General features: G+C 70.5%; 11 protein-coding genes, 1 tRNA gene and 1 pseudogene. 5 read left to right on the forward strand and 8 right to left on the reverse strand.

Annotated features, from left to right (window positions below):
• Positions 1 to 45 precede the first annotated feature (45 nt).
• Positions 46 to 456 carry a helix-turn-helix transcriptional regulator gene (locus AB0D93_RS06190; RefSeq protein ID WP_362113789.1) on the forward strand — a complete coding sequence of 137 codons (411 nt, stop codon included), beginning with the start codon at positions 46 to 48 and terminating at the stop codon, positions 454 to 456.
• 139 nt (positions 457 to 595) lie between these two features.
• On the forward strand, positions 596 to 853 hold the full coding sequence (locus AB0D93_RS06195; protein ID WP_362113792.1) for a hypothetical protein: 258 nt from the start codon (positions 596 to 598) through the stop codon (positions 851 to 853).
• Positions 854 to 989: 136 nt separating this feature from the next.
• Here the strand turns inward: AB0D93_RS06195 and AB0D93_RS06200 are convergent, their stop codons facing one another.
• A complete protein-coding gene (locus AB0D93_RS06200) occupies positions 990 to 1124 on the reverse strand; it encodes a hypothetical protein (RefSeq protein ID WP_362113795.1) in 135 nt (44 codons plus the stop codon).
• A 191-nt stretch (positions 1125 to 1315) separates the two neighbouring features.
• Positions 1316 to 1399 (reverse strand) — tRNA-Leu (locus AB0D93_RS06205).
• A 411-nt stretch (positions 1400 to 1810) separates the two neighbouring features.
• Here AB0D93_RS06205 and AB0D93_RS06210 point away from each other — a divergent pair.
• Both AB0D93_RS06210 and AB0D93_RS06215 read left to right on the forward strand, forming a co-directional pair.
• Positions 1811 to 2581: an ABC transporter ATP-binding protein gene (locus tag AB0D93_RS06210; RefSeq protein WP_362113798.1), complete on the forward strand. Its 771-nt coding sequence runs from the start codon at positions 1811 to 1813 to the stop codon at positions 2579 to 2581.
• Positions 2581 to 5109, forward strand: coding sequence for an FtsX-like permease family protein (locus AB0D93_RS06215; RefSeq protein ID WP_362113801.1), 2529 nt, complete (start codon positions 2581 to 2583; stop codon positions 5107 to 5109). The genes AB0D93_RS06210 and AB0D93_RS06215 overlap by 1 nt, the downstream gene beginning before the upstream one ends.
• A 66-nt stretch (positions 5110 to 5175) precedes the next feature.
• On the opposite strand, the gene AB0D93_RS06220 is transcribed toward AB0D93_RS06215, so the two are convergent.
• The gene (locus AB0D93_RS06220; RefSeq protein ID WP_362113804.1) at positions 5176 to 6468 is read right to left on the reverse strand and encodes a cyclopropane-fatty-acyl-phospholipid synthase family protein; all 1293 of its coding nucleotides are present in this window, start codon (positions 6466 to 6468) and stop codon (positions 5176 to 5178) included.
• A 255-nt stretch (positions 6469 to 6723) separates the two neighbouring features.
• Here AB0D93_RS06220 and AB0D93_RS06225 point away from each other — a divergent pair, with 255 nt between their 5' ends.
• Complete coding sequence (locus AB0D93_RS06225) at positions 6724 to 7374, forward strand: hypothetical protein (protein ID WP_362113807.1); 651 nt, start codon at positions 6724 to 6726, stop codon at positions 7372 to 7374.
• A 103-nt stretch (positions 7375 to 7477) separates the two neighbouring features.
• Here the strand turns inward: AB0D93_RS06225 and AB0D93_RS06230 are convergent, their stop codons facing one another.
• From AB0D93_RS06230 to eno, 5 genes and pseudogenes are all read right to left on the reverse strand, one after another.
• Positions 7478 to 8857, reverse strand: a complete 1380-nt coding sequence (locus tag AB0D93_RS06230; protein ID WP_362113810.1) for an NAD(P)/FAD-dependent oxidoreductase — start codon at positions 8855 to 8857, stop codon at positions 7478 to 7480.
• Positions 8858 to 9302: 445 nt separating this feature from the next.
• Positions 9303 to 10259 (reverse strand): Ppx/GppA phosphatase family protein, encoded by a 957-nt coding sequence (locus AB0D93_RS06235; protein ID WP_362115053.1) that lies wholly within the window; start codon positions 10257 to 10259, stop codon positions 9303 to 9305.
• Positions 10260 to 10415: 156 nt separating this feature from the next.
• Positions 10416 to 10865: pseudogene (locus tag AB0D93_RS06240) on the reverse strand (DUF501 domain-containing protein); the annotation flags it as partial.
• A 27-nt stretch (positions 10866 to 10892) separates the two neighbouring features.
• Positions 10893 to 11369, reverse strand: a complete 477-nt coding sequence (locus AB0D93_RS06245; RefSeq protein ID WP_362113813.1) for a septum formation initiator family protein — start codon at positions 11367 to 11369, stop codon at positions 10893 to 10895.
• Between the two features lie 105 nt (positions 11370 to 11474).
• Positions 11475 to 12761 carry a phosphopyruvate hydratase gene (eno, locus tag AB0D93_RS06250; protein WP_362113816.1) on the reverse strand — a complete coding sequence of 429 codons (1287 nt, stop codon included), beginning with the start codon at positions 12759 to 12761 and terminating at the stop codon, positions 11475 to 11477.
• Positions 12762 to 12886 lie beyond the last annotated feature (125 nt).

Consider the following 12886-nt stretch of genomic DNA (forward strand, 5'->3'; position numbering starts at 1 on the left):
CGACAGGGACGGTTCGGTCGAGCGGCGAGCAGGAAGTGGACTTCGGTGGCCAACGCACTGCAGCAGTTGATCCGTGAACGTCTCGACGGCAAGGGCTGGTCCTACGGCGACGTGGCACGGCGCGGCGGCGTCCCCCGCTCCACGGTCCACCATCTGGCGACCACCGACCGGGTCGTCCGCATGCCCCAGGCCACCACACTGGAGGGCCTGGCCAAGGGCCTTCAGCTGCCGCTCGACGCGGTGCGCCGGGCCGCGGCGGAGGCCTGCGGCATCCACGTCTACGGCAACCCGGCCGGCCAGGACACCGACGGTACGGCGGCGGCCCGCACCACCGACCCCGAGGTGGACCTGCTCATCGCCAGCGTCCAGCAGCTGTCGTCCGAGGACCGCCGCCATGTCGCCGCCCTGGTCGAGTCCCTGCTGGGCCGCTCGGCGCGGTCGGCCCCGGAGAAGTGAACCGGCGGTCCGCGCGCGGACCGTGCCGGAAAAATCATGCAACTGCGCCCGAATGGGCCTTCATCCCCCGCTAGTCTCTCGTCCTGCCCGAGGAGCGAGAGCCGCACGATCCCGGGCTCTTGGGGGGAACGTGTTGTTCGTGCATGGCGGGCCGACCACCGCGGTGGTCCGTGGCCCCGCCGGTGAATCGGTCGTCCTGCTCTCCGGGGAGCTTCCTCAGGTGCTCACCGAGGCCGCGGTGACCGAGCTGCTGGACCTGGCCGCCGCGATCCTGGAGGCCGACGAGCTGGAGCTGTTCCACACCTGCCTGGACACCCTGCGCACCGACGGCCTCCGGGCGGGCCGGCGCATCGAGGTGGACGGCGCGGTACTGACGGTGTACGAGGGGGAGTCGTGACGACGGCCGGACCGCTCGGCGGCCGGCACGGGCCGGCGTACGGTCGGAGACCGGGCTCCCGGGCCGCGGGGGACGGAGGTGTGGCCGGGTACCGGAGTGAGCGTGCAGCGGCCGCCGGCCGTCGCGGTGACGACGGTCATCGCGATCCTCCCGAAGCACGCGTCCACACACCCGCACGGGCCGCCGCGAAGGCCGGTCCGGCGTCGATCAGGGCCGCGACGCCCGTGACGACGACGAGCGCGGCCCTGCGCAGGTGATTCAGGGCGGTCATGGCCGTCCTCCTTCCGCACCGCCGGGCGGCCGGTCCGCCCGCGCGTCGCTTCCCATTGGCACAGCCCGGCGCTCCGGGGGCACGACACGGAATCCCGGGACATGCCGAAGGACGACAGATGGTGTATGCGCGGGGAGCCGCGGGAGCGCTCCCAGAGGGGTGGCCCGCTCGTCGCACCACAGGTGCGAAAGTGCCCGGAGCCGGACTTGAACCGGCACGCCCGCGAAGGGGCAGCGAGGTTTAAGCTCGCCGTGTCTGCATTCCACCATCCGGGCAGGCCATGGGCTCCGCTTCGAGGTTCGAGCCTATCGGGACGCATCCCCCGAACAGCGGAAGGGCGGACCGATGTTGTCTTATTTTATTGACGTCTGAGGGTGCATCAGCCCGCGGAACAAGCCATCCGCACTTGCCAACAGCGTGACGTGAGGGGGGTACGCCCGTACGGGGAATGACGGAATTTCACCGTCCGAAGGAGGGTGTTCCACCCGTTCTCGACGCCGTTCGAGAACGGTTCGAGACCGCCCCTCTCAGGGGCCGCCGTCCTCCCCAGGTATGACACGGCGCTCTCCCGTCCGACCCGAGTCGCCCCCGGGAACCGGAACAGCGGCTGACTCCAGGTGCCCTTCGGCGCCGGGACCATGGTGTGGTCCCCCTGGAACACGTCGTCCCGACAGGAGCACCCTCCCGTGACCACCACACCCACCGCCGGCCGGACCACCGCCGTGGCCGCACGCGCCACGGAGCTGTCGAAGATCTACGGGCAGGGTGAGACCCGGGTGGTCGCCCTGGACCGGGTCTCCGTCGACTTCCGGCAGGCCGAGTTCACCGCGATCATGGGTCCGTCCGGCTCCGGCAAGTCCACGCTGATGCACTGCGTGGCCGGCCTCGACACCTTCTCCTCCGGTTCCGTGCGCATCGGCGACACCGAGCTGGGCTCCCTGAAGGACAAGCAGCTCACCAAGCTCCGCCGGGACAAGATCGGCTTCATCTTCCAGGCCTTCAACCTGCTGCCGACGCTGACCGCCCTGGAGAACATCACCCTGCCGATGGACATCGCCGGACGAAAGCCGGACAAGGCCTGGCTGGACCAGGTCATCGCGATGGTCGGCCTGTCCGGGCGGCTCGGCCACCGGCCCTCTCAGCTCTCCGGCGGCCAGCAGCAGCGCGTGGCCGTCGCCCGCGCCCTCGCCTCCCAGCCCGAGATCATCTTCGGTGACGAGCCGACCGGAAACCTCGACTCCCGCTCCGGCGCCGAGGTCCTCGGCTTCCTGCGCAACTCCGTGCGCGAGCTCGGCCAGACCGTCGTCATGGTGACCCACGACCCGGTGGCCGCCGCGTACGCCGACCGCGTGGTCTTCCTCGCGGACGGCCGGATCGTCGACGAGATGTACGGCCCGACGGCCGACTCCGTCCTCGACCTCATGAAGCAGTTCGACGCGAAGGGCCGTACCTCCTGATGTTCCGCACCGCCCTGCGCAACGTCCTCGCGCACAAGGCCCGGCTGCTGATGACCGTGCTCGCCGTCATGCTCGGCGTGGCCTTCGTCTCCGGGACGCTCGTCTTCACCAACACCATCTCCGACGCCTACCAGAAGAGCTCCGCCAAGGGCTTCGACCAGGTCGACGTCGCCGTACGGCCCAAGTACCAGGAGTCCGACGGCGACCGGGTCGGCAGGACCCCGGACCTGACCCGGGCCACGCTGGACAAGGCCGCCAAGGTGCCGGGCGCCGCCTCCGCGACCGGTGTCGTCAGCGGCTTCACCGCACTCGCCGGCAAGGACGGCAAGGCGGCCGGCGGCGACTGGCAGTCCGAGGGCGGCAACTACTGGGGCACCGAGGACGCCCGGTACCCCCTGGTCAGCGGCCACGCCCCGCACGGCACGGGCGAGGTGCTGATCGACTCCAGGACCGCCGAGCGCACCGGCTACAAGGTCGGCGACACCGTGCGGCTCTCGGTCGACGGCCCGGTCCTCACCCCGACCGTCGCGGGCGTCTTCACCACCGACGACGGCAACGTCGCCGCGGGCGGCAGCCTCACGCTCTTCGACACGCCGACCGCACAGACGCTGTTCGGCAAGAAGGGCGCGTACGACGAGATCGACGTCAAGGCCGCGGCCGGCACCAGCCAGTCCGCGCTGAAGGCCGAGCTGGACAAGGCCCTGCCGTCGCACCTGGTGGAGACCACCACCGGCAAGCAGCTCGCCGACGACCAGGCCAGGCAGATCGCCGACTCGATGAGCGGTCTGAAGCAGGCGCTGCTGGTGTTCGCCGGTATCGCGCTGTTCGTCGGCACGTTCATCATCGCCAACACCTTCACCATGCTGGTCGCCCAGCGCACCCGCGAACTGGCCCTGCTGCGCGCGGTCGGCGCCTCCCGCCGCCAGGTGACCCGCTCGGTGCTGATCGAGGCGTTCGCGGTCGGCGCGGTCGCCGGTGTGGCGGGGCTCGCCGCCGGCATCGGCATCGGCGCGGGCCTGCGCTCGCTGCTCGGCTCCTTCGGCGCGAGCGTGCCGGACGGGCCGCTGGTGATCAGCCCCGGCACCGTGGTGGCCGCCCTCGCGGTCGGCATCCTCATCACCATGCTGGCCGCCTGGCTGCCCGGCCGCCGCGCCGCGAAGATCCCGCCGGTGGCGGCCATGAGCAGCGTGCACGCCAAGGCGACGACCAAGTCGCTGGTGCTGCGCAACACGCTCGGCGCGCTGTTCGCGGCGGCCGGTGTCGCGGTGGTCCTCGCGGCCACGTCGATGGACGCCGACTCCGCCCAGGGCCCGATGGGCATCGGCGCGGTCCTGCTGATCATCGGCGTGTTCATCCTGACGCCGCTGCTGTCCCGGCCGCTGATCGCGGCCGCCGCCCCGGTGCTGCGTGCCTTCGGCGTCTCGGGCAAGCTGGCCCGCCAGAACTCGGTACGCAACCCGCGCCGTACGGCGGCCACCGCCTCCGCGCTGATGATCGGCCTCACCCTGATCACCGGCATGACGGTGATGGCGGGCAGCCTGCAGACGGCGATCGACAAGATGGCGTCCTCGGCGATCCGCGCGGACTACGTCGTCTCGATGGCCAACCGCTCCCCGCTCTCCCCGGACGTGGCGAACAAGCTCGCCGCCGCCGACGGCGTCACCGCCAGCAGCCCGCTGCGCAACGCCGAGTCCCGCATCGACGGCAAGACGGAGTTCCTGACCGGCGTCAACGGCTCGTCCATCGGGAAGCTGACGGACCTGAAGGTGGACGAGGGCACCTTCAGGGTGGGCGGCTCGGACGTCGTCGTGGACAAGGACCGGGCCAAGGAGTACGGCTGGACGCCCGGTTCGCACTTCACCGCGCACTTCGAGGACGGCAGCGCACGGCGGCTGACGGTCGCCGGTGTCTACGAGGGCAACGACATGATCAACGGGATCATGCTCGACAACACGGTCCTCACCCCGCACCTGAAGAACCCGGCCGACATGCAGGTCATGGTGAAGACGGCGGGCGGCCCCTCCAGCGCGACGAAGGACGGGCTGACGAAGGTCCTCGGCACCAACCCGGCGATCAAGATCCAGGACAAGCAGGACATCTCCAACAGCATCGCGCAGATCTTCACGACGATGCTGAACATGCTCTACGGCCTGCTCGGCATGGCGGTGATCGTCGCGGTCCTCGGCGTCATCAACACCCTGGCCATGTCGGTCTTCGAGCGCGCCCAGGAGATCGGCATGCTCCGCGCGATCGGCCTGGACCGCAAGGCGGTCAAGCGCATGGTCCGCCTGGAGTCCCTGGTGATCTCCCTGTTCGGCGGGGTGCTCGGCATCGGTCTGGGCGTGTTCTTCGGCTGGGCGGCCGGTCAGCTGCTGGGCACGAAGATGCCGACGTACGAACTGGTCCTGCCCTGGGGCCGGATGGCGGTCTTCCTGCTGCTGGCGGGCATGGTCGGGGTCCTGGCCGCCCTGTGGCCGGCCCGGCGCGCCGCCAGGCTGAACATGCTGACGGCGATCAAGGCCGAGTAGCGGTACGGCACGAGAAGGGAAGGAGGGGGCCTCGCGGCAGCGGGGCCCCCTCCGCCGTGGCGGCTGTCAGGGGTTCCAGGTGCGGGTCCGCAGTGGCAGCCCGGAGGTGCCCCCCTGGGGGGTCCGGATCGCCAGGACCTGGTTGACGCCGATCCGGTTGCCTTCGAAGGCGAGCGCGGAGGCGGCCATGTAGAGCCGCCAGACACGGGCCCGGCCGGGGCTGGTGAGGCGGACGGCACGGTCCCAGTCGGCCTCCAGGTTGGCGACCCAGTGGCGCAGGGTGCGGGCGTAGTGCTCGCGGATGGACTCCACGTCCCGCACCTCGAACCCGGCGCGTTCCAGCTGGGTGACCGTGGTGCCCACGGGCGCGAGTTCGCCGTCCGGGAAGACGTACGCGTCGATGAACTCGTCCACCTCGTAGGTGGATTCGTCGCGCTGCGGGCGGCGGCCGATCTGGTGGTTGAGCAGCCGGCCGCCCGGCTTGAGCAGGTCGTACAACCGGCGGGCGTACTCCAGATAGCGCTCGGCGCCGACGTGCTCGGCCATGCCGATGGAGGAGACGGCGTCGAAGGGGCCGTCCCTGACGTCCCGGTAGTCCTGGACGCGGATCTCCACCCGGTCGGTCAGCCCCTCGTCCGCGACGCGCTTGCGGGCGTACGCCGCCTGCTCCTGCGACAGCGTGACCCCGACGACGCTCACGCCGTGCTCGCGGGCCGCGTGGATGGCCATCGAGCCCCAGCCGCAGCCGACGTCCAGCAGCCGCTGACCCGGCCTCAGACCGAGCTTGGCGCAGATGAGTTCGAGCTTGTCCCGCTGGGCGCCCTCCAGTGTCCCGCCGTCCTCCCAGTAGGCGCACGAGTAGACCATGGACGGCCCGAGGACGATCTCGTAGAAGTCGTTGCCGACGTCGTAGTGGTGGCTGATGGCCCGCTTGTCGGTGCGCCGGGTGTGCAGGTGCCGGCGCGGTCTGCGCATCTCCTCGCGCGGCGGGGCGGGCGGGATCGGCGGCCCCGCCAGCTTCAGCAGCTCGCGGACGGCGGCCCGGACGGCGGGGTCGCGCATGGCCTCGACGATTCCGCGGGCGTCCTCCCCGCGCTCCCACACCAGTCCCGCGAGCGAGTCCAGCACGGTGTACAGGTCGCCCTCGATGTCCAGGTCGCCGGCGACCCAGGCACGGACGAGGCCCAGCTCGCCCGGCTTGAACAGCATGCGGCGCAGGGCGCGGCGGTTGCGCACGACGAGCGCCGGCGCGCCCGGCGGCCCGGCCTGCGATCCGTCCCAGGCCCGCAGGCGGATGGGGAGCGGCGCTCCCAGTAGCTGCTCGGCAAGACTCCTCAGCCGCGACGCGGCGTCGGCCATGGCGCACACCTCCAAGACGAGATCCCGGATGCCGGTAACCACGTAAACACCGTCCGCTGTCCCGCGCAGTCCCGCAAAGGAGTTACAACTGAGCAAAATAGATGCAGACGCCACGTAGATGGCGGTCCCGGAGTGTGCGCGACGACCCGCCGCCGGTCAAGTCACGACTTGAAGGGGCATGACGGGTATGGGGGGCTCGGGCCGTAATGGATGACGTACCCGGCTTCCTCTTCTCCCTCTCGGATGTGCATCGCCATGGTTCGTCTCTCCAGGTTCCAGCGCCTCGCCCTGCTCGCCACGTCGACGACGGTGATCACGGGAGGTGTGTTGTCGCACGGCGCCGCGTTCGCCGCCCCCATGACTCCGCACACCGCCGCCGTGACCGCCGCCGCGCAGTGGAAGAAGATCACCGACACCCCGAGCGGCATCACCGTCCAGCTCCCCGGAAAACCCCAGGTCCAGAAGGAGAACAGCAGCGCGGTCAACAGCCGCGCCTATCTCGTGCCGACCCGGTACGGGGCCATCGGCTTCGCGGTCTACGACTGCCCCGACGCGGACGCGGCCAAGCCGTGGGACCTCAAGGGAGGTCTCAAGGGCGCCGTGGACGGCTACAACAGCGGCGATCCGGGCGCCCACCTGCGCAGCACCGATCTCCACGCCGGCACCACGGCCGACGGCGACCACTACCTGGACGCGAAGCTCGTCGGCAGGGACGGCAAGGTCGGGCACATCCGCTTCGTCGACCACGGCAAGCAGGCCCTCATGGTCATGAACGTCGGCACCGGCGGCAAGCGGGCCGCCGTGGACCGGGACTACCGGCAGGTGCTCGACAGCATCAAGGTTCCGGACCGCGGGGCCCGGGACCACGGTCTGCGCCGGCCCCAGGGACCCGCCGTGGCCACCTGACCGGAAGGCCACCGGCCTCGGCGAGCCGGTGCCCCGCACACGCCGAAGGACCTCCCGCACCACGGATGGCGGGAGGTCCTTCGGATGTTCCGGCGACGCGAGGTCAGGAGGCCTTGGCCTTCTCCTCGGTCTTGGCGGCGGCGACCGGCGCCGGCTTGGCGGCCTCGTAGAACTCCTCGCGCGGGTTCTCCATGGCGCCGAGGGAGACGACCTCGCGCTTGAGGAACATGCCGAGCGTCCAGTCGGCGAAGACGCGGATCTTGCGATTCCAGGTCGGCATCGCCATGCCGTGGTAGCCACGGTGCATGTACCAGGCGAGGCGGCCCTTGAGCTTGATCTTCATCTTGCCCATGACGATCATGGCCACGCCCTTGTGCAGGCCGAGACCGGCGACCGCGCCCTTGTTGGCGTGCTCGTAGTCCTTCTGCGGGAAGCCCCGCATACCGGAGACCACGTTGTCGCCGAGGACACGGGCCTGGCGCAGCGCGTGCTGGGCGTTCGGCGGGCACCAGGCGTTCTCGTTGCCCGCCTTGCGGCCGACGAGGTCCGGGACCTGCGCGTTGTCACCGGCGGCCCAGATGTAGTCCGTGCCCTTGACCTGGAGGGTCGGCTCGCAGTCCACGTGGCCGCGCGGGCCGAGCGGCAGACCGAAGCGGGAGAGGGCGGGGTTCGGCTTGACGCCGGCCGTCCAGACGATCGTGTTGGAGTCGACCTCGAGGCCGTTCTTCAGCACCACGTGGCCGTCGACGCAGGAGTCCATGGAGGTGGAGAGGTAGATCTCCACGCCGCGGCTCTCCAGGTGCTCCTTGCCGTACTGGCCGAGCTTCGGGCCGACCTCGGGAAGGATCTTGTCGGCGGCGTCGACGAGGACGAAGCGCATGTCCTCGCGGGACACGTTCTTGTAGTACTTGGCCGCGTCCCGGGCCATGTCCTCGACCTCGCCGATGGTCTCCGCGCCCGCGAAGCCGCCGCCGATGAAGACGAAGGTGAGCGCCTTGCGGCGGATCTCCTCGTCGGTCGTGGAGTCGGCCTTGTCCAGCTGCTCGAGGACGTGGTTGCGCAGGCCGATGGACTCCTCGATGCCCTTCATGCCGATGCCCTGCTCGGCGAGGCCGGGGATCGGGAAGGTGCGGGAGACCGCGCCCATCGCGATGACGAGGTAGTCGAAGGGCAGCTCGTACGCCTCGCCCACCAGCGGGGCGATCGTGGCGACCTTGCGGTCCTGGTCGATGGTGGTGACCCGACCGGTGAGGACCTCCGCCTTCGGCAGCACGCGCCGCAGCGGGACGACGACGTGGCGAGGGGAGATGTTGCCGGCGGCGGCTTCGGGGAGGAAGGGCTGGTAGGTCATGTACGACCGGGGGTCGACGACCGTGACGGTCGCCTCGCCGTAGCGCATCTTCTTGAGAATGCGCCGAGCTGCGTACAGGCCTACGTACCCACCGCCTACTACGAGGATCCTGGGACGCTCCGTGGTGCTCATGCCATCGAGTATCCACCCGCCTCGGAGGGGGTGCTCGTGCGCCCCTTCACAAGCTCCGGCAGGGCCCGTGCTACACTCCGCGACTCGCGTGACGCAGGTCATGGACGACGAGGGGAACCGCAGCACCCTTTGGACCGTTGTCAAGGCCGCGTGAGCTGCCTCTCTAGGGCGGCGGGGTGAGGGTGAGGGACCCGTGACACCCCGGGAACAACCCATTCCGCAGCAGTTTCACCCCCTCCATCTGAACATGTTCAAACGTCCCTTGGACCCCCGGAAGGGTCAACGGGGACGCTTTCGCGGCCCGACCGGGCCGAATTCCTTGTGAAGAACTTCACGAACTTTCCCGGAGCGGTCGCGACGAAGGGGCCCCGAAGGACCCCTCCATACCGCTCAAACGTTATCCGACCTGCTCAGCAGACCGCTACCCGCGAGTAACAAAAGAGAGCTACGCCACCGACCACGCGATGCCGTCGAGGATGTCGTGCTCGCTCACCACGACCTCCTCGGCGCCGGTCCGCTCCATGATCGCGAGCAGCACGAGGGCGCCCGCGCCGATGACGTCGACCCGGCCGGGGTGCATGGACGGGACCGCCGCGCGCTCGGCGTGCGTGGAGCGCAGCAGCCACTCGGTGATCTCCCGGACCCGGTCGCGGGAGATCCGGGAGTGGTGGATGCGCTCGGAGTCGTACTCCGGCAGTTCCTGGGCGATGGCCGAGACGGTGGTGACGGACCCGGCGAGGCCGACCAGCGTGCGCGCCTCGCGCAGCGGGACCGACTCCTCGGCGAGGTCCAGGGCGGCCTCGATGTCGGCCCGCATGGCGGCGATCTCCGCCTCGGTGGGCGGGTCGGAGACCTTGCCGTCCCGTACCAGGTGTCGTTCCGTCATCCGCACGCAGCCGACGTCCACCGACCGCGCGGCCCTGACGTGCTCCTCACCGACGACGAACTCCGTGGAGCCGCCGCCGATGTCCACCACCAGGTAGGGCCTGCCGAGGTCCGCCCGCCCCGCCAGTTCCCTGGTCGCGCCGGTGAAGGAGTACTCAGCCTCCCGGTCGCCGCTGATGACCTCCGGCTCGACCCCGAGGATGTCCAGCACCCCGCGCACGAAGTCGTCCCGGTTCTCCGCGTCCCGGGAGGCTGAGGTGGCGACGAACCGCACCTTGGCGGCGCCGAGTTCACGGATCACCCCGGCGTACTCCCGGCACGCGGCGAAGGTCCGCTCCAGCGCCTCGGGGGCCAGCCGGCCGGTGCGGTCCACGTCCTGGCCGAGCCGCACGATCGTCATCCGCCGGTCCAGCTCCAGCAGTTCACCGCTGGCCGGGTTGACGTCCGCGACGAGCAGCCGGATCGAGTTGGTGCCGCAGTCGACGGCGGCGACCCGGGAGAAGCCCTCCGGCACCATCGGCCGGGCGGCGAAGAAGCCGCTGCGGACCTCGGCCGGGTCGGCGACCGCGCCCTCCTCGCCGGGGTGCTCGTCCGCCGGGTCGGGCGCCTGGAGCGGCTGCACGCACGGCCCCTTCAGCCACCACTCGGGCAGCATCGCGATCGCCTCGTCGCCGAGCGGGTTCACCCCCGGGCCGGCGGCCAGGGAGTGGCCGACCAGGACGTGCAGGCACTTGACCCGGTCCGGCATGCCGCCGGCGCTGGGGAAGCCCTCCAGCACCTCGATCTCGTCCCGGCGCCGGATGTAGTCCTCGTGCGCGGCCCGGTAGGCGGCGGCCAGCTCGGGGTCGGTCTGCAGCCGCTCGGTCATCTCCTTCATGACGCCGTTCGCCTCCAGCGTCCCGATCGCCGAGGCGGCGCGCGGACACGTCAGGTAGTACGTCGTCGGGAAGGGCGTACCGTCGGGCAGCCGCGGCGCGGTCTCCACGACGTCCGGCTGACCGCACGGGCAGCGGTGCGCGATGGCCCGCAGGCCCCGCGGCGGGCGGCCGAGCTGCTGCTTGAAGGCCTCGACGTCCGCGTCGGTGGGCTCGGTGCGCGGAGTGGGCGGCGGGGGCGTTTCCATGACTGCTTCAGATCGGCTTTCTATCCATTACTGGTCGGAGGCGTCGGACTTGTCGACGCCGTCCCAGACGTTCGCGTACCAGGGCCGGCGGGCGGCCCCGAGGTAGGCACGGGACTGCTTGGCCGCGCCCGGGTCGATCACCACGTACCCGGTCTCCCCGGGCATCACGTAGTGCAGCCGGCGCCGGATCTGCTGCTCGGCGTAGGAGTCGTCCTGCCAGCGCGCCTTGAGGTCGCGCAGCTGCTCGACCCGCTTGCGGGCCTGCTCCTGCTGCCGCTGGAGGTCGGAGATCTGCGCGCGCTGGGAGACGTACTGCCGCATCGGGTAGGCGAGCGCGACGATCAGCGAGCACAGCACCAGCGCGAGCAGCGCCGCGCGGCCGGTGAGCCGCGAACGGCGGGCCTGACGCTTGGTCTGGGAACGGTAGACCCGGGCCGCCGTCTGCTCGCCGAGCAGCCGCAGCCTGGTCGCGGTGGAGAAACGGTCCCGGTCCCTGACGGCCATGTGGCTCTTCGCCTCCCCTTTCACACGTGCGTACGTCCCCGGACACGGTACGGGACCGGGTACGGGGACGTACGTACGACTGGCTGAGACTTGGCCGTGGTTGGATCAGCCCTTGAAGCGGGGGAAGGCCGAGCGGCCCGCGTACACCGCGGCGTCGTCGAGGATCTCCTCGATGCGCAGCAGCTGGTTGTACTTGGCGACACGCTCGGAGCGGGCCGGGGCGCCGGTCTTGATCTGGCCGCAGTTGGTGGCGACGGCCAGGTCGGCGATGGTGACGTCCTCGGTCTCGCCGGAGCGGTGGGACATCATGCACTTGTAGCCGCTGCGCTGGGCGAGCTCGACGGCGTCCAGGGTCTCGGTCAGCGAGCCGATCTGGTTGACCTTGACCAGCAGGGCGTTGGCGGTGCCCTCCTCGATGCCGCGGGCCAGGCGCTCGGGGTTGGTGACGAACAGGTCGTCGCCGACCAGCTGGACCTTGTCGCCGAGTCGGTCGGTGATGACCTTCCAGCCGGCCCAGTCGTCCTCGAACAGCGGGTCCTCGATGGAGACGAGCGGGTACGAGGCGACGAGCTCCTCGTAGTACTCCGTCATCTCGGCGGCGGAGCGCTCCTTGCCCTCGAAGAGGTACTTGCCGTCCTTGTAGAACTCGGAGGCGGCGACGTCGAGCGCGAGGGCGATCTGCTCACCGGGGGCGTAACCGGCTTCCTTGACGGCCTCGAGGATGAGGTCGAGGGCCTCGCGGTTGGAGCCGAGGTTCGGGGCGAAGCCGCCCTCGTCGCCGAGGCCGGTGGCCAGGCCCTTGCTCTTCAGGACCTTCTTCAGGGTGTGGTAGACCTCGGCACCCCAGCGCAGGGCCTCGGAGAAGGACTCCGCGCCGATCGGGGCGATCATGAACTCCTGGATGTCCACGTTGGAGTCCGCGTGCGAACCGCCGTTGAGGATGTTCATCATCGGCACCGGCAGCAGGTGCGCGTTCGGGCCGCCCAGGTAGCGGAAGAGCGGAAGGTCGGACGCCTCGGAGGCGGCGTGGGCGACGGCGAGGGAGACGCCGAGGATGGCGTTGGCGCCGAGGGAGCCCTTGTTGTCGGTGGCGTCCAGGTCGAACATGGCCTGGTCGATCAGGCGCTGCTCGGTGGCGTCGTAACCGACCAGCTCCGGGCCGATCTGCTCGATGACGGCGAGGACGGCCTTCTCGACGCCCTTGCCCTGGTAACGGTTGGAGTCACCGTCGCGCAGCTCGATGGCCTCGAAGGCACCGGTCGAGGCGCCGGACGGGACGGCGGCACGACCCGTGCTGCCGTCGTCGAGGCCGACCTCGACCTCGACCGTGGGGTTGCCTCGGGAGTCCAGGATTTCCCGGGCTACGACGACGTCGATGGACGGCACGAGCATCTCCTTCTTGGAATGTGACGCTGGTAGTGCGGGGCGGTCCGCCTCACGGCTCCGCCTTGCGACTAGAGCCTAACCGTCCCCGGGGGATCAGCGACCGACCGACCGTCCCGTGGACGGGGAGGACA

The sequence above is a fragment of the Streptomyces sp. NPDC048191 genome (genome assembly GCF_040652655.1).
Taxonomy (GTDB): Bacteria; Actinomycetota; Actinomycetes; order Streptomycetales; family Streptomycetaceae; genus Streptomyces.

What these genes read in the sequence shown, in the direction of transcription:
- AB0D93_RS06235 (WP_362115053.1), bottom strand. Translation starts at nt 10,259, where the DNA reads ATGGTGCCGGAGGGCTTCTCCCGGGTCGCCGCCGTCGACTGCGGCACC.
- AB0D93_RS06230 (WP_362113810.1), bottom strand. Translation starts at nt 8,857, where the DNA reads ATGAGCACCACGGAGCGTCCCAGGATCCTCGTAGTAGGCGGTGGGTAC.
- AB0D93_RS06200 (WP_362113795.1), bottom strand. Translation starts at nt 1,124, where the DNA reads ATGACCGCCCTGAATCACCTGCGCAGGGCCGCGCTCGTCGTCGTCACG.
- AB0D93_RS06215 (WP_362113801.1), top strand. Translation starts at nt 2,581, where the DNA reads ATGTTCCGCACCGCCCTGCGCAACGTCCTCGCGCACAAGGCCCGGCTG.
- AB0D93_RS06220 (WP_362113804.1), bottom strand. Translation starts at nt 6,468, where the DNA reads ATGGCCGACGCCGCGTCGCGGCTGAGGAGTCTTGCCGAGCAGCTACTG.
- eno (WP_362113816.1), bottom strand. Translation starts at nt 12,761, where the DNA reads ATGCTCGTGCCGTCCATCGACGTCGTCGTAGCCCGGGAAATCCTGGAC.
- AB0D93_RS06225 (WP_362113807.1), top strand. Translation starts at nt 6,724, where the DNA reads ATGGTTCGTCTCTCCAGGTTCCAGCGCCTCGCCCTGCTCGCCACGTCG.
- AB0D93_RS06245 (WP_362113813.1), bottom strand. Translation starts at nt 11,369, where the DNA reads ATGGCCGTCAGGGACCGGGACCGTTTCTCCACCGCGACCAGGCTGCGG.